Annotated in this window: 18 protein-coding genes; 5 read left to right on the forward strand and 13 right to left on the reverse strand. The window is 37.7% G+C overall.

The genetic code is table 11. The features are described from left to right. Nucleotide 1: 1 nt before the first annotated feature. A complete protein-coding gene (locus D0817_RS01655) occupies nt 2-1,441 on the reverse strand; it encodes a glycoside hydrolase family 28 protein (RefSeq protein ID WP_127336645.1) in 1,440 nt (479 codons plus the stop codon). A 286-nt stretch (nt 1,442-1,727) separates the two neighbouring features. On the opposite strand from D0817_RS01655, the gene D0817_RS01660 reads away from it, so the two are divergent. Then, nucleotides 1,728-2,756, forward strand: a complete 1,029-nt coding sequence (locus tag D0817_RS01660; RefSeq protein ID WP_127336646.1) for a LacI family DNA-binding transcriptional regulator — start codon at nt 1,728-1,730, stop codon at nt 2,754-2,756. Nucleotides 2,757-3,564: 808 nt separating this feature from the next. Here D0817_RS01660 and D0817_RS01665 read toward each other — a convergent pair. The 9 genes from D0817_RS01665 to D0817_RS01705 form a co-directional block, all read right to left on the reverse strand. Continuing rightward, nucleotides 3,565-5,187: a UxaA family hydrolase gene (locus D0817_RS01665; protein ID WP_127336647.1), complete on the reverse strand. Its 1,623-nt coding sequence runs from the start codon at nt 5,185-5,187 to the stop codon at nt 3,565-3,567. Between the two features lie 28 nt (nt 5,188-5,215). Then, on the reverse strand, nt 5,216-6,655 hold the full coding sequence (locus D0817_RS01670) for a tagaturonate reductase (RefSeq protein WP_127336648.1): 1,440 nt from the start codon (nt 6,653-6,655) through the stop codon (nt 5,216-5,218). Nucleotides 6,656-6,867: 212 nt separating this feature from the next. Next, nucleotides 6,868-7,539 (reverse strand): bifunctional 4-hydroxy-2-oxoglutarate aldolase/2-dehydro-3-deoxy-phosphogluconate aldolase, encoded by a 672-nt coding sequence (locus D0817_RS01675; RefSeq protein ID WP_127336649.1) that lies wholly within the window; start codon nt 7,537-7,539, stop codon nt 6,868-6,870. A gap of 10 nt (nt 7,540-7,549) precedes the next feature. Then, on the reverse strand, nt 7,550-8,572 hold the full coding sequence (locus D0817_RS01680) for a sugar kinase (protein ID WP_127336650.1): 1,023 nt from the start codon (nt 8,570-8,572) through the stop codon (nt 7,550-7,552). A 227-nt stretch (nt 8,573-8,799) separates the two neighbouring features. Next, nucleotides 8,800-10,206 (reverse strand): glucuronate isomerase, encoded by a 1,407-nt coding sequence (gene uxaC, locus D0817_RS01685; RefSeq protein ID WP_127336651.1) that lies wholly within the window; start codon nt 10,204-10,206, stop codon nt 8,800-8,802. 24 nt (nt 10,207-10,230) lie between these two features. Continuing rightward, nucleotides 10,231-11,025, reverse strand: coding sequence for a gluconate 5-dehydrogenase (locus D0817_RS01690; protein WP_127336652.1), 795 nt, complete (start codon nt 11,023-11,025; stop codon nt 10,231-10,233). Nucleotide 11,026: 1 nt separating this feature from the next. Next, nucleotides 11,027-11,866 (reverse strand): 5-dehydro-4-deoxy-D-glucuronate isomerase, encoded by an 840-nt coding sequence (gene kduI, locus D0817_RS01695; RefSeq protein WP_127336653.1) that lies wholly within the window; start codon nt 11,864-11,866, stop codon nt 11,027-11,029. 98 nt (nt 11,867-11,964) lie between these two features. Continuing rightward, entirely contained in the window at nt 11,965-13,281 is a 1,317-nt protein-coding gene (locus D0817_RS01700) for an MFS transporter (protein ID WP_127336654.1), read from the reverse strand. Between the two features lie 47 nt (nt 13,282-13,328). Further along, nucleotides 13,329-14,798 carry an MFS transporter gene (locus D0817_RS01705; protein ID WP_127336655.1) on the reverse strand — a complete coding sequence of 490 codons (1,470 nt, stop codon included), beginning with the start codon at nt 14,796-14,798 and terminating at the stop codon, nt 13,329-13,331. Between the two features lie 427 nt (nt 14,799-15,225). On the opposite strand from D0817_RS01705, the gene D0817_RS01710 reads away from it, so the two are divergent. Then, the gene (locus D0817_RS01710) at nt 15,226-16,164 is read left to right on the forward strand and encodes an alpha/beta hydrolase (protein ID WP_238160799.1); all 939 of its coding nucleotides are present in this window, start codon (nt 15,226-15,228) and stop codon (nt 16,162-16,164) included. Nucleotides 16,165-16,255: 91 nt separating this feature from the next. Here the strand turns inward: D0817_RS01710 and D0817_RS01715 are convergent, their stop codons facing one another. The 3 genes from D0817_RS01715 to D0817_RS01725 form a co-directional block, all read right to left on the reverse strand. Further along, nucleotides 16,256-17,623 carry a PepSY-associated TM helix domain-containing protein gene (locus tag D0817_RS01715; RefSeq protein ID WP_127336656.1) on the reverse strand — a complete coding sequence of 456 codons (1,368 nt, stop codon included), beginning with the start codon at nt 17,621-17,623 and terminating at the stop codon, nt 16,256-16,258. Nucleotides 17,624-17,741: 118 nt separating this feature from the next. Continuing rightward, nucleotides 17,742-18,974, reverse strand: a complete 1,233-nt coding sequence (locus D0817_RS01720) for a DUF4374 domain-containing protein (protein ID WP_127336657.1) — start codon at nt 18,972-18,974, stop codon at nt 17,742-17,744. Between the two features lie 24 nt (nt 18,975-18,998). Beyond that, nucleotides 18,999-21,392: a TonB-dependent receptor gene (locus D0817_RS01725; protein ID WP_127336658.1), complete on the reverse strand. Its 2,394-nt coding sequence runs from the start codon at nt 21,390-21,392 to the stop codon at nt 18,999-19,001. A gap of 107 nt (nt 21,393-21,499) precedes the next feature. Between D0817_RS01725 and D0817_RS01730 the strand changes: the two genes are divergently transcribed. The 3 genes from D0817_RS01730 to D0817_RS01740 all read left to right on the forward strand — a co-directional run bounded on the left by D0817_RS01730 (nt 21,500) and on the right by D0817_RS01740 (nt 24,099). Then, on the forward strand, nt 21,500-22,534 hold the full coding sequence (locus D0817_RS01730; protein ID WP_127336659.1) for a helix-turn-helix domain-containing protein: 1,035 nt from the start codon (nt 21,500-21,502) through the stop codon (nt 22,532-22,534). Between the two features lie 588 nt (nt 22,535-23,122). Next, on the forward strand, nt 23,123-23,437 hold the full coding sequence (locus tag D0817_RS01735) for a hypothetical protein (RefSeq protein WP_127336660.1): 315 nt from the start codon (nt 23,123-23,125) through the stop codon (nt 23,435-23,437). 23 nt (nt 23,438-23,460) lie between these two features. Then, nucleotides 23,461-24,099, forward strand: a complete 639-nt coding sequence (locus D0817_RS01740) for a 2'-5' RNA ligase family protein (protein WP_127336661.1) — start codon at nt 23,461-23,463, stop codon at nt 24,097-24,099. Nucleotides 24,100-24,416: the final 317 nt, after the last annotated feature.

The following is a 24,416-nucleotide window of genomic DNA, read 5'->3' on the forward strand; positions in this document are numbered from 1 at the left end:
TTTAGTTTTTAATTGATTCTACTTTTTTTCCATTGATATAAGTATTTATAAAGGTTACATTTTTCACATTTTTAAGTGAATAGACTGAATCTGCTTTTTCAATTACGACATCTTTGAACGTAATATTTTCCACTGGGGATGATGCATAACCATCGGCCAGGATTCCATATTTTCCTGCGTTTTTCACTTTGATATTTTCAAGGCTGATATTTCTGATGGCCGGTATAAAATTCCCCTCCTGGCCTCCGTATACATTATAGGTCATGGTGGCTAATAAAACACACTCCTTTACGGTTCCCACTTTGAGATTTCTTACATAGATATCTTCTGTTGTTCCGCCACGTTTCGAATTGGTTTTGATTCGGATCGCCCGGTCAAGATTTGGACTGTCCATAATGCAATTTTCAACGAACACATTATTGACACCTGCAGATATTTCACTACCCATTACGACTCCGCCGTGGCCATCTATCATCTTGCAGTTCTGAACAATGATATTTTTACTTGGAATAGCGACTCTTCTTCCGTCTGCATCCCTTCCGGATTTAATGGCGATACAATCGTCTCCAGTATTAAAGGTGCAGTTCCGGATAATTATATTTTGGGAATATTCAGGATCACAACCGTCATTATTAGGTCCGTGGCTGTTTACGGTTACGCCGTCAATAATCATATTAGTTGATTTTAGGGGATGTATAACCCAAAAAGGCGCATTAATAATGGTAACATCTTTTATCAGGACTGTATTACATTCGAAGAACTGAATAAAACCAGGTCTCAAATAACGTCCTTCCCCAAAAATCCTTTCGGAAACCGGAACACCTTTTTCGGCCATATCAATCAAAACTTCACGGTTTGTCGGATCATTTTGCGACGGAATTCCTTTTTGCCAGCCATAGTTTTTACCTCCTGACCAAATCCACCAGTTCGTACTATTGGCCTGACCGTTAAGAGTACCTTTACCGGTTATCGCAACATTTGTTTTGTTTTTTGCATATATAAGAGGAGAATAATTCATCAGTTCTGTTCCTTCCCATGAAGTATGAACCAAAGGATATTCTTTTGCATCTGTACTGAAAAGAATTTCTGCCTGATCTTCTAAGTGCAGATTCACATTGCTTTCTAAATGTATCGGCCCTATCAGGTATTTCCCGTTTGGAACCAGTACTTTTCCTCCTCCGTTTTTGGTACATTCCTTAATTGCTTTTTCAAAAGCCAGCGTATTAGAAGTTTTGCCGTCTGCTACAGCACCAAAATCTTTTACATTATAAGTCTTATCAGAAAAATGCGTCAAAGGGATGCCTTTAATGACTAAATCCATTTTTTTCCAGGGATCAGCTTCAGAAATACCGGAAACCTGTTTCGCACAAGACAAAAAAAGCAGGGATATCAAACCGAAAACGGCTGTAATTTTTAATGTTATACACTTATTTGTAATCATTTAAAGAAAGTTTTATGATTGGAGGCCAGCAAATGCAACCTTTTATGTAATCGATTACACGAAAGTAAAAAAATAGTTTGATTGCACCAAATTTATTTCGAAAAAATTTATATATTTAATTTTTATTATGAATTATATTTACACTTAATGTAAAAAAAGACATAATTTATTATGATTGTTACATTGCAAACGTTTGAGATATAAATTATGGTAATCGATAACAATTTTTATTTGTTAGATAAAAAAAATGTATTTTTGTCCGGTAATTAACTTGAAAACCTTTTGAATGAGCGAAAAAATAACCATTTATGATATTGCCAAAAAACTGAATATCACTGCCGCTACAGTTTCCAGAGCGTTAAACAACAATCCGAAAATAAAAGAGAGCACGCGTGAGTTAGTGATCAAAACGGCAGCTTCAATGAATTACAAGCAGAACAAACTTGCCCTCGCATTAAAAAGTGGCCGCAGTAATAATATAGGTGTTATTGTTCCCCGTATTGACAGCAATTTCTTTGCGTCTGTAATCAGGGGTATTGAAGAAGAATTACATCCGCATGGCTACCAGGTTATTATTTGCCAGACGCACGAAGATCCGAAAAGAGAAAACGAAAACCTGTATACGCTAATTGACGCTCAGGTAGATGGTATACTAATGTCTGTTACGGACATAACCAACGAAAATACAGGCGCTTTTCATTATGTATTAGAAAAAAATGTACCTCTTATATTTTTTGACAGAAGCAAACATATTGATGGTGTAAGTTCTGTAACTATCAACGACTTTAAAGGCGGTTATATTACCACAAAACATCTTATTGACGAAGGCTGTAAAAGTATCGCTCATTTCTCCGGAGATCAGTCCCTTGAAATTTTTAAAAGCAGGTTTTTGGGTTACAAACAAGCGCTACTGGACAACGGAATAACTTTTAATGAAGAATATGTGATTCGCACCAAAAGTAGTGTAGAGTCCGGGAAAGAGGCTGTGAATGCTCTATTACAACTCAAAACTCCGCCTGATGCTATTTTTTCTTCGAGTGATTTTGCTGCTTTGGGAGCCATTCAGGAATTAAAGGATAAAAACATCAGCATCCCAAAAGAGTTTTGCGTGGCGGGTTTCAGTAACGAGCCGTTTACCAAATTTATGGAATTATCGATTACTTCTGTGGATCAGTCTCCTCTTGAAATGGGAAAAATGTCAGCGCGTGTTTTTCTGGAGCAGGTTGACAAAACGGATACTATTAAAATCGAAAAAAAGGTAGTGCTCGCACCGGAATTACACATTCGTAAATCGTCTTCGAGAAGTACCATTTAAATTGTCTTTTTACCATATAAGTTCATATTAGTTAAGCTGCTGTGATTTTTTTTTTGCCACAGATTAAACGATTGAACAGATTTTTTTTGCCACGACCCGAGCGATAGCGAACAGGCGAAGCAATTTCACGAATTTGCACGAATTTTTTACCATGTAATGATGTAAGTTCATATTAGTTAAGCTGTTGTGATTCTTTTTTTTTGCCACAGATTAAACGATTGAAAAGATTTTTTTGCCACGACCCGAGCGATAGCGAACAGGCGAAGCAATTACACGAATTTGTACGAATATTTTACCATGTAAGTGATGTAAGTTCATATTAGCATTTGTTATCGAGACGCACAGCTGTCGCCTTTTTTTGCCACTGATAGCACGAATTTGCACGAATCTTTACCATATAAGTTATATCAGTTCATATAAGTTTGTTATCGCTCAAGTTCTATTTCGCTTAGACAATATATATGACGTACTGCTGTACGTCTTTTTTTTGCCACGACCCGAGCGATAGCGAACAGGCGAAGCAATTACAGGAATTTGCACGAATATTTACCATGTAAGTGATGTAAGTTCATATTAGCATTTGTTATCGAGACGCACAGCTGTCGCCTTTTTTTGCCACGAATTACACGAATTTACACAAATTATTAGCGTAAAGATTCGTGCTAATTCGTGCAATTCGTGGCAACTCTTTTTTTAATCATTTAAACCATCACAATCTCTAGCTTATATTTTCTTAAATCACTTATATGGTAAAACAAAAAAAAGACGCACAATTGTGCGTCTCTACATTTATATTATGTTGAAAATCTTAAAGTGAAACCCCTCTTTTCCACGGAATAAAATCATTTTGGTTTAAGATTGCTGCTTTGGTTTTAATGGTACCGCTTGCAACCTCAATGATGAATTCCAGCATTTCATCAGCCATTTCGTCTATCGATTTTTCACCTGTGATAATTCCTCCGGTGTCGATATCAATAATATCAGACATCTTTCTGGCTAATTCAGTATTAGACGAAATTTTCACCACCGGTGCGATCGGGTTACCCGTCGGAGTTCCCAAGCCTGTTGTAAACAAAACCATATTGGCTCCCGAACCTACCATTGCGGTCGTACATTCAACATCGTTTCCTGGTGTACAAAGCAGTGTTAATCCTGGTCTTGTGATATATTCCCCATAATCAAAAACACCTGTAATCGGTGAAGTTCCACCTTTTTTAGCAGCTCCCGCAGATTTCATCGCATCCGTAATTAAACCGTCCTTAATGTTTCCCGGAGACGGATTCATATCAAATCCTGAACCGGCATCAACAACTGTTTTTTCGTACCATTGCATTAAATCCAGAAAACGTTTTCCGCCTTCTTCTTCAACACAACGATTGACCAGTTCCTGCTCTACTCCGCATAATTCAGGAAACTCAGAAAGGATTGTTGTTCCGCCCAAAGCGGCCAGTAAATCTGAAGTTACCCCTAATGTCGGGTTGGCTGAAATTCCGGAAAAACCGTCAGATCCGCCACATTCCAGTCCAATGGTTAATTTAGATAATGGTGCCGGTGTTCTCTTTATATCGTTTGCTTTTTTAATCGCTTCGAAGGTATCTTTTACCACACTGCTTAGCATCGTTTCAATAGTTCCTATTTGCTGCTGATCGTAAATCAACACCGGTTTTTTACTGTTTGGATTTATAGCATCTAAAGCATCTTTGAAAATCTGAATCTGAAGATTCTGACAACCTAAACTCAGAACTGTAGCTCCGGCTACATTTGGATTGTTTACGTATCCGGCCAGTAACTTAGCCAGACTGTGCGAATCCTGGCGAATTCCGCCACATCCACCCTGATGCGTGATAAATTTTACTTCGATATTATTGAATAAATTAGCATCATTTGAAGCCGCTTCATTACCTGCACCGCCCGTTTCCGTTTTCACCAAAGAACGAAGCAGTAATTGATAATCGTTTTCCTTTGGCTTCATTAATTCCTTTTCGAAGATATCTTTTAATATTTCGATGTTTCTGTTTTCACAGAAAACCAAAGGGAAAAACAACCATACATTTTCAGTTCCAACCTGTCCGTCTTCTCTGTGGTAGCCCAGAAAAGTCCTGTCTTTCCACTTATCGATATTCGGTTTTGTCCAGCCGATAGTTTCCGTTTTACCGGTCACTTTATCACTTTCGTGTTTTACGTTTACCGTAGAAAGCAATCCGCCTTTTTCGATTCTGGCACTTGATTTTCCAACCAAAACACCGTACATAATAATCCTGTCTCCGATGTCAAAAGGAACCAAAGCAATTTTATGCTTCATTTTTACATCAGTTTCAATTGTAATATCCTCACCTTCAAAGTTAATCACCTCTCCAGCCACCAGATTTACCAAAGCTACCGCTACATTATCAGTAGGGTTAACTTTTATTAATTTTTTTTGCGTTTCCATAACTATTGTATGTGAGTTCCTGAATTTATTATTTTTTAAAATTGGCAAAACCTTGTTCTACACCATTTTCATCAATTTCTTTTAATGCTTTTGCAATAGCTTCCGTCAAAGAAGGAACCGCAGTTAGATCCTCATCCCAGAAACTTTTATTCTGTAATGTAAGTGTCGCTATTTTGTTATAATCCTCTGATTTCCAAACTTCATTGAAAAAAGTAATGATATCATCGCTATCGTTTAAGGGAAGAGTTTCCCCTTTCCAAGTTCCTTTGTAAAAACGAATTAAACAGGCAAATGCAAAGGTCAGATGAACCGGCAATTTTTTATGAATGGCCACATATTCCGTTAAACTTGGCAAAACACGTACTTTGAATTTCGAAATTGAATTTAAAGCAATCGATGACAATAAATGCTTGATAAACGGATTTCTGAAACGGTCCAGAATTTCTTCAGCAAAACTGGTTAATTCAGCTTTGTCCATATTTAGCGTATCATTGATTTCCTCAAAAACAGCTTTGTTTACGAAATCTCCTGTAAAGGCATTATCAACGGTTTCTTTAACGGTTTCATTCCCGTACAGCAATGAAAACGGAACCATAGCCGTGTGTGCACCATTTAGAATCCTTACTTTTCGGGTACGGAACGGCTGCATATCAGCCACTATTTTCACATCTAAATCTGTCTTTTCAAACGGAAGTTTTGCTTTTAGATCATCATCACCTTCAATCACCCACAAAAAGAAGCTTTCGGCACTTACAATCAGATCATCTTTATACGACAACTGACTGTTGTATTCTTCAATCTGATCTTTTGGATAACCCGGAACAATTCTGTCTACTAAAGTATTGTGGAAAGAACAGCTGTTTAAAAGCCAGAAAATAAAATCCTGTCCCAGTTTCCATTCCGTTGCATATTTTAAAATAATTTCTTTTAAAGTATCTGAATTATAATTAATTAACTCACAAGGAATAATCGTTAGCCCCTTAGATACGTCTCCGCTAAAATGCTTAAATCTTTCGTGTAAAAGTACGGTTAATTTCGCTGGAAAAGAAACCGGAGGCTGCATCGTCGGAAGGTCTGACGGAATGTATTCAATACCCGCTTCCGTAGTATTTGATATAATGAAAGCCAGCTCTTCTTCTTTTGCCAAAGCCAGATATTCCTGAAAAGAGGCATAAGGATCAATTGCTTTTACAATATTGGTAATCAGTTCTTTCTCCTGAATTTCCTGTCCTTTCTTCACCCCTTTCATAAACAAAGTGTACAAACCATCCTGGGCATTGATCATATTGACAAGACCTTTATCAATAGGCTGTACTACTGCAATCCCTGCATTGAAACCAGCTTCCTGATTTAGTTTCTGAATGGCATATTCTACGAAAGCCCTTAAGAAATTACCTTCTCCAAATTGTACAATTTTTATTGGAAGTTTAGTCGAAAACTCCGAATTTGATCTGTTTATTTTTTCCATTATAAATTCTTTAAAGCATTATAAATAACCACAGTAAACACTTATTTGGCTTTTGTTTTTTAATTGTAAAAGAAGCATTACACCTGAGTGAGTAAAATAAATTTTGCTGTGAGGAGTGACAAAATATATTTTGCAAGCGCAATGCTCTGTTACAATATCTAAAAACTTTTAAAAAAATTGCAAGCCAAATAAGGAACAGGCATGATTATCCCTTATTTATTTTTAATATTTTTGATGATGTCAAGGACCTGACTGACTCTCATTTTTAAGCCGTCAAAATCATTGGTATCGAGTATTTCTTTTGAAATTAATTGTGACCCCAGACCCACACAAAATGCACCTGCACCAATCCAGGAAGTAAGGCTTTCTACAGTTGGCAAAACACCTCCTGTTGGCATGATACTCGTCCACGGACAAGGGCCTTTCACTGCCTTTATAAACTCCGGGCCATAAATATCCCCGGGAAATAATTTGACAATTTCACAGCCTAATTCTTCCGCTCTGGCAATCTCCGTCAGTGTTCCGCAACCCGGTGACCATAATACTTTACGGCGGTTACAGGCGATTGCAATATCTTCCCTGAAAACCGGAGTTACAATAAAATTGGCTCCCAGCTGCATGTATAAAGACGCAGCAGCAGCATCTGTAACAGAGCCTACTCCCAACATCATTCCCGGTAATTCGGCCAGGGCATATTTATTTAAAGCTCCGAATACTTCGAAAGCAAAATCACCACGGCTTGTAAATTCCATTAATCTTGAACCTCCGTCGTAACAGGCCTTTAGTACTTTTTTGCTCACTTCAATATCAGAATGAAAAAACAACGGAACCATTCCGTTTTCTTTCATTTGCGAAGCCACTTCAATTCTTGAATATTTTGCCATTTTCTATTAATTATCTTGATACCAATCCGGCAGAATCGCCATCAAGCATATTTTCAACTTCTTTTAAGGTCACCAGATTGTAATCTCCTGCAATAGTATGTTTTAAACAACAGGCTGCCACTGCAAAATCTAACGCTCTCTGGCTGTTATTCTGATATTCCAATAAACCATAAATCAATCCGCCCATAAAAGCATCTCCGCTTCCAACGCGATCCACAACTGGTGTAACTTCTTTAACAGCTGCACTATAAATTGCTTTTCCGTCAAACAAAATACCACCAATACGCTGATGTGAGGCACTTACCGAATAACGAAGTGTCGTTGCGGCAATTTTCAGATTTGGAATCAATTCAAACAATTTTGTATATAATGCCGGAAGCGATTTCTCGTCCTGATAATTTGGATTTACCTTCGGAATTCCGAGCATAAAATAAGCTGTATCGATATCACCTAAAATAACATTACTGTATTGCAGCATTTCCGGCATTACTTCACTTGGTGTTTTTCCATACTGCCAAAGTTTTGATCTGTAATTTAAGTCGCAGGAAATTTTAATTCCGAGTTTGTGCGCTGTTTTAATTGCCTCTAAGCAAGCTTCAGCCGCACTTTGAGAAATAGCAGGTGTAATACCGCTCCAGTGAAACCATTCTGCTCCTTCCAGTACTTTTTCCCAGTCAACCTGTCCTTTTTCGATTGTTGACATTGCGCTGTGAGCACGATCGTACACTACATTGCTTCCGCGGGTCCCAGCTCCGGTTTCCAGAAAATAAATCCCTAAACGTTCGCCACCGTAAACAATGTTTTTAGACTCGACATTCATTTTTCGGATTTCCCTTAATGCAGAAACACCGATTTCATTTTCTGGTAATCTGGTAACAAATTCAGCATTCACACCGTAATTGGCCAAAGAAACACAAACGTTAAATTCTCCGCCCCCATACGTAGCACCAAATGCCGTTGATTGCGCAAACCTTAAATGTCTTTCTGTCGATAAACGCAGCATGATTTCGCCAAATGCAACTACTCTACTCATATAGTTTGTTTTTTTACCATTACTAGATTACACCTGAATCTTAACGGTTATTTTACTTTGCCAAAAATTAAAAGGATAAAAGATTAAAAAAATCTGCCTAATCTGCAGGCTTCAAATTCTTCCTTCTATATTCTTCCTTCTATATTCTATATTCTTTATTCTATATTCTTTATTCTATATTCTTTATTCTATATTCTTTATTCTATATTCTTTATTCTATATTCTAATTAAAATTTAAAATATTCCTTCGCATTGTTATACGAAATATCCTGAACCAGTTTACCAATCCATTCCATATCATTCGGAAGCTCCCCTCTTTTAATTTCGTCTCCCAGAAGATTACAAAGAATTCGTCTGAAATATTCGTGTCTCGGGAACGATAAAAAGCTTCTTGAATCGGTCAGCATTCCAACAAAACAGCTGATTAATCCCATATTGGAAAGGGCATTCAATTGTTTGGTCATTCCGTCTTTCTGATCTAAAAACCACCATCCGGATCCGAACTGTACTTTTCCTCTGACACTTCCGTCATTGAAATTACCAATCATGGTAGCCATAACCTCATTGTCAGCCGGATTTAAGTTATAAATGATTGTTTTCGTCAATTTATCTTTACTGTCCAGCGCATTTAAAAATGATGATAATTTTTGCGCCTGCGGGTAATCTCCAATGGAATCCCAGCCGGTATCAGGTCCCAAAATTCGGTGCATACGCGCATTATTGTTGCGCAGTGCCCCTAAGTGAAATTGCTGTACCCAGCCTTTTTCATGATACGTTTCAGATAAAAACAACAATATTGAACTTTGGAATTTTAAAGCTTCTTCGGGAGTTATAATTCTGTTTTCTCTTTTCTTTTTGAAAATTATACTGACTTCAGCTTCCGTAAACTCTTCAAAATAAATCTGATCCAGTCCGTGGTCACTTAACTTACAGCCATTTTGAGCAAAGAATTCTATTCTGTTTTTCAGGGCGCTGCACAAATCCGAATAGGTATGAATCGCGATTCCGGAGACCTCTCCTAAGGTGTCCAGATACCCGTTATAGCCCTCATTTGAAATCAGAATGGCTTTATCAGGCCTGAAAGCAGTGCTCACTTTTGTTCCGAAAGGATTTTGAGCAATTTTCTGGTGATGCTCCAGATTATCGATCGGATCTTCAGTGGTACATACCAGTTCCGCATTTACTTTTCTAAGCAGGTTTTGGGTGCTGTAAGCTGCTGAGTTGATTTTCTCTGAAGTTTCGATATAGATTTTCTCTGCTGATTTTTCATTCAGTAAATCGTAGATATCAAAATAACGTGCCAGTTCCAGGTGCGTCCAGTGATATAACGGATTACGCATCGTGTACGGAACCGTTTTTCCCCAGTTTAGGAATTTGTCCTTATCGGAACCGTTTCCGGTAACAAACTGCTCGTTGATGCCCAAGGTACGCATCGCACGCCACTTGTAATGATCTCCGTTGATCCAGACCTGTGTACTATTGTCAAAGATTTTATCTTCGGCTATAAACTGTGGATTCAGGTGATTGTGGTAATCTATAATAGGCTGATTTTTAGAATAATTGTGATACAACTCTTCAGCATATTTATTTTCCAGTAAAAAGTTATCATTTATGAAGGTCTGATTCGTGCTCATGTCTTTTAAAATATAAGTTGAAAATTATTCTTCGTTTGAAGGTTTTCCAATGGTTGCAAGGATTCCGCCATCCACATATAAAATATGACCGTTGACAAAATCACTGGCTTTCGAAGATAAAAATATCGCTGCTCCGGCCAAATCACCGGGATCTCCCCATTTTGCCGCCGGCGTTCTGCTAATTATAAAATCATTAAACGGATGCCCGTCCACTCTGATAGGCTTGGTTTGTTCTGTCGCAAAATATCCGGGTCCAATTCCGTTGATCTGCACATTGTATTTCGCCCATTCCGTAGCCATGTTTTTCGTCAGCATTTTTAAACCGCCTTTTGCAGCAGCATAAGCTCCTACTGTATTTCGGCCTAATTCGCTCATCATCGAGCAAATGTTTATAATTTTTCCCTGTCTTCTTTCGATCATTCCTTTGGCCACATGCTTCGAAACAATAAAAGGACTCACGAGGTCGATATCGATCACTTCTTTAAAATCGGCTACTTCCATTTCAATCAGCGGAATTCTTTTGATAATTCCGGCGTTGTTAATTAAAATATCAATGGGTCCGACTTCGCTTTGAATTTTTTGAACCGCAGCAATCACTTCCTGCTCATCTGTTACATTAAATCTGTAACCAACCGCCTTGATTCCTTCGTTTTGAAGTTCTTTTACGGCATCATCTATTTTTTGCTGTGAGGAGTTGCCATTAACAACAATTGTTGCTCCTGCCTGCCCCAGCCCTTTTGCCATTGCCATACCCAGTCCGTGAGTACTTCCTGTGATAAGGGCAATTTTTCCGTTTATATCAAATAATGAATTTGTCATCTTATCTTAAATCTGTGATTTTACAAACATCCATATCGCCGTAATCTAAATTCTCCCCTGCCATTCCCCAGATAAAAGTATAATTACTGGTTCCGGAACCGGAATGAATAGACCATGGCGGGGAAATTACCGCCTGATGGTTGTTGATCCAGATATGCCTTGTTTCCTGAGGCTGTCCCATAAAATGGCAAACAGCCTGATTTTCCGGAATGTCCAGATAGAAATAAACTTCCATTCTGCGATCGTGTACGTGTGCCGGCATGGTATTCCAGACACTTCCAGTTCTCAATTCTGTCATTCCCATCTGCAATTGGCAGGTTGTTACGACACTTCCAATAATCATTTGGTTCACTGTACGGTGATTTGCCGTTTCCATCGTACCCAATTCTAATTTATTGGCTTCTGCCAAACTCACTTTTACCGTTGGGTAACTGGTATGTGCGGGTGCGGAATTGATATAAAACTTAGCCGGATTAGTATTGTCGTTACTTTTAAAAATTACTTCCTTGTTACCGCTTCCGATATACAAAGCATCTTTAAAACCAAGTTCAAAAGATTTTCCTTCAACAAGAACAGAACCGCTTCCTCCCACATTAATGATTCCGATTTCTCTTCTTTCTAAAAAATACGGCGCTTTAAGGGGATCTATTGTTTCTAATGTTAAGTCATTTTTTACAGGAACTGCTGAACCGGCAATATATCGGTCATAATGAGAGTAGACTAATACAATTTCATCTTCTTTCATTAAATCATCAATTAAGAACTCGTCTCTTAGTTGTTGTGTATCGTATTTTTTCACCGCTTCGGGGCTTGACGCGTATCTTGAACTATATTTTGTCATAATTTTTAATTTAATGTAATCGATTGCACAAAATTAGATTTTTATCTCTAAATATCAATAAACCTTCTTAAAATTTATTATTTTTTTTTGATTCTAAATTAAAATTCAACCTTTTTCATACGTGGAACTAAAAGATGCATGATACACCAGGCTAATAAGTAAGAAGCGCCACAAATACAAAACATGATAAAATATCCCGTTTCTATTTTTCCTAATTTAGTATAATAGACAAACATATTTTTCTGAACCACCAGAGTCAGCAGGATTCCGCCAAACGCTCCAAACATCCCTCCGATTCCGGTTACGGAAGCCGTAGCTTTTTTCGGGAACATATCGGATACTGTTGTAAAAATATTAGCGCTCCATGCCTGATGTGCCGAAACTGCAAAACCGATTACCAAAATGGCCAGCCACATATTGATTGCGCCTAAATACTGGGAAAATAATACCGGTAAAACTGCAAAGGCATACAACAGCATACTGGTTTTACGGGCTTTGTAAGCAGGCCAGTTGTTGTTGATTAATTGTAACGGAAGCCAGCCTCCGCCGATACTTCCAATACTTCCAATCATGTATACTAAAGCGCAGGGCCAGATGATTTCGGTAGCGGAAAGTTTATATTGTTTCATTAGGAAATCCGGCAACCAGAATAAATAAAACCACCACACCGGGTCTGTCAGTAATTTTCCAATAGCGAAAGCCCATGTCTGGCGAAAAGATAATAATTTCATCCAGGATACTTTTTCCGTATCTTCCAACTCCGTAACATCTGCTTTATCAGATGTGATGTATTCCAGTTCCGCCTGGGACAAACGTTTTTGCTTTTGAGGAACCTCATATAAAAGAAACCATAAACCCACCCAGACAAAACCCACAATTCCCGTTAAAATAAAAGCCCATTGCCAGCCGTAATGCTCTGCAATAAAAGGCACGGTCAACGGAACAATTATAGCTCCAATGTTGCTTCCTGAATTAAATATTCCTGTTGCTAATGCTCTTTCTTTCTGTGGAAACCATTCTGCCGTAGCTTTTATGGCTGCCGGAAAATTTCCGGCTTCGGTAATTCCTAAAAACACGCGCGCGATCAGAAAACCTCCTGTACCAGTTGCCAGCGCATGGCCAATGGCGGCCAGACTCCACAGGCCGGTCGCAATTGCATAGCCCAGTTTTGTACCCAATTTATCTATAATTCCTCCGGCAACGAGCATACCCAGTGCATACGCGATTTTAAAAGCCAGTTCAATATTCGAATAATCAATAACTTCCTGTTCTGGAGTCCAGTGAAAAGCTTCTGCCAGAAAAGGCCTTAAGTAACTAATTACATTTCGATCTAAATAATTTACAGTTGTAGCAAAAAATACTAAACCACATATTGTCCAGCGATATTTTCCGATTGCCGCATTAGCCTGATTCATATTTAAATTGGTTTGGTTGGTTGATTAGTTAGTGGGTCAGGTCTCTTTTAAAGATCTGTAATCGGTCTGTATTTAGGTACCAGTGATTTCATTACGATCCAGCCGGTTAAATAACATACTGCACAAATAGAAAAAATGATAAAATATCCCGATTCGATTCCGTGAAAACCCAGAAAGGACATATTGGTTTCTTTGGCGTGATCAAATAATAATCCGGAACCTTTATTGATTATTGTAGAACCTACACCGCCTGCCAAACCTCCTATTCCGGTAATCGTAGCAATTGCTTTTTTAGGAAACATATCACCAACCGTCGTAAAAATATTAGCCGACCAGGATTGATGTGCTGCCCCTGCAATACCGATGATGATGACCGGGATCCAGTAACTTATATATCCTAAAGGCTGGGCAATTAAGGCTAATAATGGAAAAAAGGCAAAGATCAGCATCGCTCTCATTCTTCCTTCGTACGGATTCATTCCTTTTTTCTCTACAAAATAAGTAGGCAGCCAGCCACCGATAATAGAAAGCAGCGTAATCATGTATAAAACGAATAAAGGTAAAGCCGCTTCAGTAGAATCCATTCCGTAAACAGAACTCAGGTAAGCCGGAGTCCAGAATAAAAAGAACCACCAGACACCGTCTGTCATAAATTTACCAAAGGCAAAAGCCCATGTTTGTTTGTATTTAAAGCAATCTATAAAAGAAACCTTCGTCGAAGTATCAGGTATGTAGCCCACTATTTTAGCGTCGGCAATATCATCCTGCTGAATATATTCTAATTCTTCAGCGCTAACTCTTTTGTGTCTTTCGGGTTTATCATACATAAAAACCCAGAATCCCATCCAGACAAAACCTAAAGCCCCAATAATAATAAAGGCCATTTCCCACCCGAAAGATTTTGCAATAAACGGAATTGAGATTGGAGCTGCCAAAGCACCAACAGTGGCACCGGCATTAAATATGCTCGTAGAAAAAGCCCTGTCTTTTTTGGGAAAATACTCAGCTGTAGTTTTGATGGCTGCCGGAAAATTTCCTGCTTCCCCCACCGCCAGTACAAAACGGGCAAATATGAATAAAGCCACACTTACATTGATTACTAAACCGGTATCTTTTACTAAATGAATCAAATTTTTAGCACCTTCAAAACCTACAAACCAGTTTCCGGTAATAATTCCCGCGGTTGCAATACCACAAAAGGCATGCAGGCAGGCTCCGATGGACCAGATTCCGATGGCCCAGAGAAATCCTTTTTTTGTATCCAGCCAGTCTACAAATCTTCCGGCGAACAACAGCGATACGGCATAGAAAATCGAAAACAATGCGGTAATATTTCCGTAATCATTATTCGTCCAGTGAAACTCAGGTGCAATAAAGTCACTCCAGGTCAGGGAAAGCACTTGTCTGTCGAGGTAATTGATTGTAGTGGCAAAAAACAACAAGGCACAAATACTCCAACGATATTTTCCGACGGAAGCATTTTTCTGGCTGACAGTAACTGAATTGGTCTGGTTCATAGTAAAGGTTTTTGGTGTAATTTTTAATTTTCGGTAAACAGAAATAGCTTCTTGTGGTATTCAGTTCTTTAACACTAAATGCAACAAAAATCAAATAATGTAATCGATTGCACAAATATAGTTTTAAATCTTTATAATCCAAATAAATTGCATAAAAAATTATTTTATTATCATAAATAAACACATCACACAAAAAACAGATTGCTAAATTACATATTAAACAATATATTTGTTAAATGCCAATAGGCAAAAAATATCCGTTTGAGGTAGCAAAATTGTCCAAAAATTTACGATTTTGCATCATTTTCAGCTATTTATTAGTGTAAAAAACACAATTATTAATTTATCGGAATAAAATCAAACAATAAACCTTAAATTTGAATTTTACCATTACAATCAAATTAGATCATACTAAACTTTTATAAAATTGAAAAAATTAAAAACCCTTATCTTAAAAAATGTACTCCTAAATCTCTTTTTATTCGCGGGAATGCTACAGCAGCTTCAGGCGCAAAATCAGGTACTACCTCTTTGGAATAAAATACCGGGAGAAATTAAAGCTGCAGACTATACCGAAAAAGAAACCCTAAAAGACGGGAAAGTACAGAGTACCACTTTAGTGACCACGCCTACCTTAACGGTGTTTTTACCTAAGGATAGCAAGCCCAATCAAACGGCTGTAGTTATATTTCCAGGTGGCGGTTATATGCATCTGGCCATTGACAAGGAAGGGACAAAAGTGGCGGAGTGGTTCAATAGTATCGGAATTGTGGCTTTCGTGCTGAAATACAGATTGCCAAGTGATTTGATTATGAAAGACAAAACCATCGGGCCATTGCAGGACGCGCAGGAATCGGTACGTTACGTAAGACAAAATGCCTCAAAATGGAATATTGATCCGAATAAGGTCGGTGTACTGGGCTTTTCCGCAGGCGGGCACCTGGCAGCTACCTTGTCTACCCATTATGATGATAAAGTATATGAAACGGCCTCAAAGTTAAGTGCTCGTCCCGATTTTTCCCTTTTGATTTATCCCGTTATTTCGATGCAAAATTACATCACGCATAAGGGCTCACAAATTAACTTATTAGGGCAAAATCCTTCTGCTGCATTACTAGATTCTTTTTCGAATGAAAAAAGGGTAACTGCCCAAACTCCTCCGGCATTTCTGATTCATGCTACCGATGATGGAGCTGTTTTACCCGAAAATAGCATTAATTACTACCTGGCCCTTAAAAAAAATAAAGTTACAGCCGAGTTACATTTATATGAAAATGGCGGGCACGGTTTCGGATTGGGCATTGGAGATACCAATAAATACTGGACCAGACAATGTGAAGACTGGCTCAAAAGCAACAAATTCTAAACTTAAATTTTTCGAAATAAAAAAAGGCAAAACCTTACCGGTTTTGCCTTTTTCATTATCAAAAAAAAATCAAAGTAAAACAATCTTACTTTTAAGCTGACAATTCTTTTGCCGCTCTGTTTTTTAGTTTAGAAACAACAACTGCTTTTTCTGTTACTTTAGGTTTATTGTTTGATTTTTTACCAAATTTCTGTTTTCCCCACCAGATTAAAAATCCTGTTATGGGCAAGCTGGCCGAAATTAAACTGGCAAAAAATGCTATAAATTTTCCTGTGAGTCCAAGGACACTTCCGACATGGATATCGTAATTCATCCTGCGGATTTTATCAGGAATATTGGCTTCTGTATACTTTCCTGAGAAAGGCGTTTTTATAGAAATTTCTTTAAGGGTATACTGATCGAAGCTATAACGGTCCATATTATAGAACGTGTTTTTCTGTTTGTATACAAAAGCTCCAATCGCGTCGGAAGGTTTTTCCGGAATGGTTACCAGAATTCCCGAGGCGTCCGGATTTTCTTTTGAAATGTTCTTTAAAACGCGGTCCACTGTTGTGATATGAAATGTTGCCAGATTTGTCGTATCCGATTTTGGCGACTCCCGGCTGTCCGATAAAGTTGCCCCGCCTGATGTCACCCAGTACAGCGATTTACTCCACCAGCCAAAACTCCAGACCAAACCGGTGACGGATATGAAGAGCAGAAAAATCATGCTGTAAAATCCAAGCACGTTGTGCATATCATAGTTGACACGCTTAAAAGTGGCGGACCATTTAATCTTAAAACTTTTATCCCGAATGGACTTAATCCATTTGGTTGGCCACCATAAAACGATACCTGAGATCAGCAGAAATACAAAAATTAAAACTGCTATTCCGACAATGGGTCTTCCGATATCGTACGGAAGCCATAAAGCGCGGTGTCCGTTTAATATAAATCTGAAAAAATCAAGTGAATCACCTCTGGAAAACGATTTCACATTCAATACTTCCCCGGTATACGGATTCATATAAACGCTGGTAAAAATACCGCCTCTTCTTTTTTTGGATTTCTCTTCTTTGCCTTTTCCTTTTCCCCTTTCTCTGCCTTCCTGTTTTTTGGGCTCCGTTTTGGTGACTTCACTTTTATTCCGGTTTTTCTTTTCTTTCGGGCCTTCACCGGCTTTATCTTTTCCTCCTTTTTTCTCCGTAAAATAGCCCACAATTGCAGCTTCGTCTTTGGCTCCAAAGGTTACACTGTTGGCATGTTTGCCTTTCATTTCCCGGTCTGCAATTGCAACGAGTTGTGAAGGCAGCAAAAATGACTGTTTCTGAGGTTTTACAAAACGCCAGTCTTCGATAAAATCTTTAATTTCATTTTCAAAAACATAGATACACCCCGTCAGGCTGACAATAACGACGATAATTCCGGAAGCCAGTCCGAGCCATAAATGCAGCCAGCCATAACCCGTTTGAAGAGTGATTTTTTACTTTTTTTCTTATTTGGGTTTGACGAAGAAGAAAACATATTTAAAAGAGTATAAAAAGATAAACAAAAAAACCGCAGACCCCGAAGCGCCTACGGTTTCAAAAAAAACTAATTTAGTATTTTAATTTCGCGATAGCAGTAATCTGACCGCCTTCTACCTTCATACCTCTTGTGGCAACAGCAGTTGTTCCGTTGATGGTATAAATCCAGTTTCCGTCCGGTGTATTGATTCCAAGTACAGCAGAATTTCCGTCTTCGGTAACAATATTATAACGGCTTGTAGCAGAAGTCAGTGTTGCAGGAACATTCGTAACCCATGTAAAAGTCTGGTTGTACACATCGGCAATAGCCAGTTTTACAGCTCCGCTATTTTTACCCGGATTTCCGTACATTAACAGTAAAACTTTCCCTTTTGAAATATAAGTTGAAGAAGCAATTTTGTAACCTCCTGATTTTTCCTGTACATTAAAGAAATAAGACTGATCGAATTCAGTAGTTCCTTTTTTGATTTTCACTACTGCAGATGGTTTTGTAGAGGTCAACACAGCATTGCTCGTTGCAATAGCCCCTGAGAATCCGTAAGCATCACCATTTTCGTCCTGAATTAATCCGTTTGTAAAATAGGCTCCCAAATAACTCGTACGGTTGTCTTTGATTACTTTTTCTAATTTAAGTTCCGGATAATTGTAAACGGCAACCCACGTACTGTCCGGATTTGCAGTTCCAAAATTATCAACTCCGTCTCCTTTGATACTCATGTAAGGCATGAATACTTTTTCGCCCACCTGAGTGGCCCAGGTAAAGAAAGCTCTTTCTCCGTTTCCTGCTAATTTTTTTGTGTCCTGTTGTGCTTCACCTACGATAAGTGATTTTTCAGTATCAATTTTGTACATCGAAGCAATAGAAGCTGCCCCGCTTCTTGGTACTTTTATAGTAAGGATATCTTTGTTTACTGCTGCAAAAACATGTACTGTTTCGGCCTGAAAGTTCGATGTTTTCACTAATTTACCTTCTTCAGACAAAGCATATGAAGTAACGGCTCCGGGATTTCCCTGTCCGTAAAGCAAACTAAAGAACTTGTTTTGATTGGTAATGTAATAACGGTAAGAACCATCCTGTTCCAATCCGTTACCTGCAGTGGTGATTGAACCCGTAGTAATATCGTCTGCCGTTAGTAAATAATCCGCGATTCCTACTGCTCCGGTTGTTGCCGTGATAATGTATTTAGTTTTTCCGGTTCCTGTGCTGGGTGTCCCGCTGTCCGGTGAGTCTGAATTACTTTCACAAGAGAATGATGTAAACGCTATTAAAGCTGAGAATACGGCTATTTTGCTGATTCTTTTCATAATGATTATTTGTTATATTAAAATTTATTTGTTTGATTTATTGAAATAGTATCTGAATTTTATATTGAAAGCCCTGCTCGGTTTTTGTAAAGAAAAATTATCATAAAGCCTGTTATCCAATGCATTTTTGCATTCCAGAGCGATATTATATTTACCATTTGCCAGCGTGTAGACCACATTAAAGTCATGATTAAACTGCTGCGGAATATCCAGCTTACCATCTTTGATACCGCGGCTTGGCCATGACAAATAGTAGGTATGCACGTATAAAAAGTTGTATCCGACTGTTAGATTATTGCCTTTTTTCAGGAAATCATTAAAAAACACACTGGCATCGGCATTACCAAACAGGAAGGGAATATTGGGAATCCTGTCCTTATAATAAGCTGACACGTAGTTTTGATTTGGCTCATACATCGTCATATTACGAAGATTCTGATACGTCATATTTACGCCGGCAGTAAACCTGTTGCTGTACGAATAACGAACTTCCCCATCTATACCGTAATTGGTTACCCTGCCCTGATTTACACTTCTGGTCTGGATCTGATTGACATCCAGCTCAGGACGAATAAAATCGGTTGCATCCCTGTACAAAAGACTTACATCGAATGTCATTGCATTGACCTTTCTGAAATTAGTCTGATAGCTCAGTCCCAAATTGAAATTATTACTGGTTTCTGGTCTCAGATCGAGGTTCCCTGCGGTATTATTGTTTGGATTTCCGAATACTTCTTCCGGAACCGGTAATCTGTAGCTTTTTTCAAAAGAGCCTTTCACCTGTAAATTTTGTTTGATATAATAACTCGTTGCTGCTCCATAACCCCAAAGGGAGTTTGTATCGACATATTCCTGATAGGCCACATCACCTGTATTTCCCGACGGATTATAACTTCTGGAGTAGGTATTTTTTAAAGAGTATTGTTTGGTGAATAATGAGGTGCTCCATTTTTCATTATAATCAAATTTGTAGCCTGCACCCAAAATGTTCTTTTGTGATTTTTTCGGCTGTTTGTAAACCATTGATTCCGGAACAAGCTCATCGCTTTCCTTACGGTCAAAAGTATTAAAGGTATTATTCAGCATAAACGAATGTCTCGTTCCCAGGCTGTAAGTAGCATTGGCAGTAGCGATTCCGTTATTGTTTTTGAATTTACGTAACGTACGGCTCCGTTCTCCGCCTAAACCGGGAAGTTCTTTATAATCCCCGTACCAGTCGTACCTTCTGAAAACAGTATCTATATTCTGTTCTTCACCAAAATTAAAGTTACCAGTAGCACTAAAATCCAGCCCTTTTGTAAAGAAATTTTTTACCTGATATTTTACGCTTGGCATTAAAATATTGCCTTTGCTGTATATTTTTCCGAACACGCTGGTCATTCTGGCCCCGGTCTGCATGTCTGCTTTGTTCTGGCCTGCCGTAAAACCGAATAACAATTTGTCCGCATATTTTTTACCCGTCACACCAATATTCAGGATTACGGTTTCATTGCGGTATTTATCATGAAATCTTCTCAAACGCGCTTCCGGATAATATTGTCCGGTAAGTTTATCGGATGCCTCCACATTTACCCAGTAATCATTGTCTGAATAATTCTGAAAAGCATTAATTTCCGTTGTAAAACCACTCTTGGCCGTATAACCTGCATTTACTGTTGAACGATGCGTGTTAAAAGACCCAAAAGAATAAGAAGCATCGACATAGGTTCTTGGCTTACTGTTCGTTACAATATTTACTGCACCTCCTAGGGCATCTCCTCCAAGCCAGATGGGTACTACTCCTTTGTACACTTCAACACGTTCTGCAAGATTTACCGGAATATTATTCAGCTGAAAGGAAGATCCGAAATTATCCATTGGAATTCCATCGATAAAAATTTTAATCTGATTTCCCGAGAATCCGTTAATGGAAAGCTCTGATTTCGAACCTACTCCGCCTGCCTCACGAACACGCACTCCCGAAACCCTGTCCAGGGCATGAGAAAGGTCTAATGTCGAATTGTGCAGTTTTTTGGCATCAATTGCGGTGACATGGTAAGCCTGTTTGTTTACTTTTTCCGTTTGCGAACGTCCCAGTACTGTTATGTTTTCCAATTCATTCAATTCGTTCGCTAACTGAACTGAAATATTCGTATCCTGATCGGCAACTTCCATATTTTTTTTCCAGTCAGAAAAACCGACAGCCGTAATTTTAAAAGTATATTTTCCGTGCTTTACATTTTTGAAAATAAACTTCCCATTTTCGTCTGCCATCATGATAAAGTCAGTTTTTTCTATGGCAATTGTGGCGAAAGGAATATTTTGTCCTGAATTTTCAGTTACCTGTCCACTAACCGAAACACCTTGATTTTGCTGGGAAAATGATAAGAACGGGAAGAGAAATAAAATACTTAAAAATAAAAATTTGTGAGTTGTCATATCTTTAATTAGACTAATTATAAATAACTTTGCCGCAAAAGTACCATCAACTTCTCCAAAAAAGTTAGGGAAAAACGGATTATTATTTTGTAAAAACGGATTATATTTTGAAAATAACATCACAACTATCAGCACACGAAAAACCAATTATCAGCATTCAGATTAGCGATTATTATGACCCTAAAAGTTCTTTGACAGAAGAAAATATTCTCATTCAAAAGAAAGGTTCAGAAGAAATTAAAAGCCATATTTTAACTACAGACGGAATGGTTTTAATTGATACCCAGATGTATTTTTCGAAACCTCAGACTGAAGTTTTCGAAATTAACGATGAATGTGTCGTAATGGATTTTATAAGCTGCAACAATGTAGAAACACAAATTGATCAGCTGGAAAGTGAAAAATTCACGAAAGAAAACACCCATAATATTTTCTATGCTACAAAGTACAAGGCTACTTTTAAGATTCCTGCTTTTGAGCAAATCAATTATTTGTCTATTATTTTATCAAAAGCATTTTATTATAATATTATCAATGAAGACTGGGAACTTCATGAAAAATTTTCAAAAAACATTCTCTTAAAAAAATCAGGTTACCTGACTTCCAGATACATTCCGTTTTCGCCTGCCATTCAATGGATCATCTCTGAGATAAAAAACTGCAGGCGCCAGGGAGCTTTAAAAAAGATGTATATCGAAACAAAAATCCGCGAACTCCTGATACATCAGCTCGAAACGCTTATTAATCAGCAGCCTCACCAAAAAGATCTTATTATCGAAGACGATTATTGCAAGCTGCTGGAAGCGAAAGAGATTCTGGAAAAAGATTGTGCCCACGCCCCGACTCTGCCGGAACTTTCAAGAATAATTTCACTAAATGAATTCAAACTTAAAAAAGGTTTCAAGGCTTGTTTCGGAACTACGGTGAAGAGTTATATTATCAAACTGCGAATGGAACGCGCCAAGGAATTATTCCAGAATAAAGCCATAACGGTAAGCGAAGCGGCCTATAAATGCGGCTATAAAGATGTATCTCATTTTTCGGCAGCCTTTAAAAATTTCTACGGCTGTTCTCCGCAAAAATTTAAAATCAACTGGGATGTTATACAATTCTGGATTACCGGACTGCTCTTATTAGCATAAAAAAAGTCTATAGATCCGGCTAACAAATAACCAAATCTACAGACCATAGAAAAATAGACTTTCTTGTATTTTTGCAAATTTAAACAAAGCTACCCACGATCAAATGATGTGTCAATTTTCCTCAACTAAATTGTTTTTCTCCAAAAAAACATTCACACAGAAGCCTCAGTACTGACTGAAAAGGCAAAAAACATAGATCAGCTTCAGCTCCTGTGACGCAAATTTACAAGGTCTTTTATTGAAATAATTACGGCTTTCCACATTCTAACAAAATCTTTTCAATACTTTATAATTTTACAATTGTAGTTTCCTCTAAAAGATCAGGTTAGCACTTTTGCAAAGACAAAAATTTCTCAAATAATTATTAAAAAGACTGAGACCGATACAAAAACCGAAGACCTGAAATTCCAAACCTGAAGCTCCAAACTCCAAACCTGAAACCTGAAACTTCAAACCTGAAACATGAAACGTGAAACATGAAACTCCAAACATGAAACTTTAAACATGAAATTTTAAAAAAACTTTCTTAATCCAGGTTAAATCCAAATCACGTTTAAACCAGTAAATTTGTAAACAAACTACTTGATTATGAAAACACTCGAATTCTTAATACTCGGAAAAAACGAAGCGATTTTAACCATACTGCTAAGACTTGTCAATGCCAATGAAAACTGGAATGCTGTTGGTTTTAGTGACGAAAATGCAGCTCAGGACTATTTCCTGAAAAATAAAATTGACATGGTTTTGCTGAGTTCCGCGATCGAAGATCATGTCGAAAAAGAGTTCACTTCATTTTGTATAGAACATCAGCCCGATGTAGAAGTAATTGAACATTTTGGCGGAGGAAGCGGATTACTGAAATCAGAAATAGAACACCGATTGTATTTAAAAGAAAAAAAATAAATTTGAATAAAAAACAGTTCTAAATGGAAAATAAATATTCAGTTGTAATTCAGCCACGAGAAATAATCGATCCTGTCAGAACCATGAAAGAAGATTTGGGTGAAAAGATTGGTTGGTTTAACAGCAAAAATTCTTTGGCTCACATTACCATTTTTGAATTTACGAGTGAAAAATCTCAGTTAGATAAAACTATACAAAAGCTCTTCAAAGTTTGCGATACATTTACTCCTTTCTATGTTAATCTGGATCATTTTGATTCGTATGATAATGGTGCCTTTTTCATTGGCGTAAATGAAAATCCTAAAATTCCTGCAAAGTCAATAATAAAAAGAACTCCCAAGACATCGACAATTTCAAACATTAAAAAAAGAAAGACAAACGAAGAGTTGAATTTAAAAATTATTATGAAAAAGACTCAGGATTCGGTTGGAATTAAAAACATAAAAAAAAGCACCCAGCCACACGTTTCGATAGCAAGAAAATTGACTCCTGAAAACCTAAAAATAGCTTCAGAGCTTTTTACGATAATTGATATTACCTTTTTATGTAAAGAAATTATTTTAAGAGAATTTGATCCAATAAAAAAGCAGTTTTTTGCAATTGAAACGTTTCCCTTTGGCAGTAATCCGCAACCGGAATTAATTCAGGGGAGTTTGTTTTGAAATTGGATAATTGGATAATTTGAAAATGAGATAATTAGATAATTAGATAATTTGAAACTTCAAACCTCAAACTTGAAACCTGAAACCAGAAACCAGAAACTTGAAACTTGAAACCTGAAACTTGAAACTTGAAACCTAAAAATAGAAGATGGGCGATTTTATTTGCGAAGCTTCAAGTGTGATTTCTTGTACCGCGAAATGACACAAAATTAAGAATACAAAGTTTTACCCCAGACCTCAGGATCGCATATTTACAAAAAATAACAAAAACTTTTGCGAACCTTGCGAAAAACCTTGCGCTCCTTGCGGTTCAATCC

Origin of the sequence: Flavobacterium cupreum, assembly GCF_003996965.1 — a bacterium.
Lineage (GTDB): Bacteria > Bacteroidota > Bacteroidia > Flavobacteriales > Flavobacteriaceae > Flavobacterium > Flavobacterium cupreum.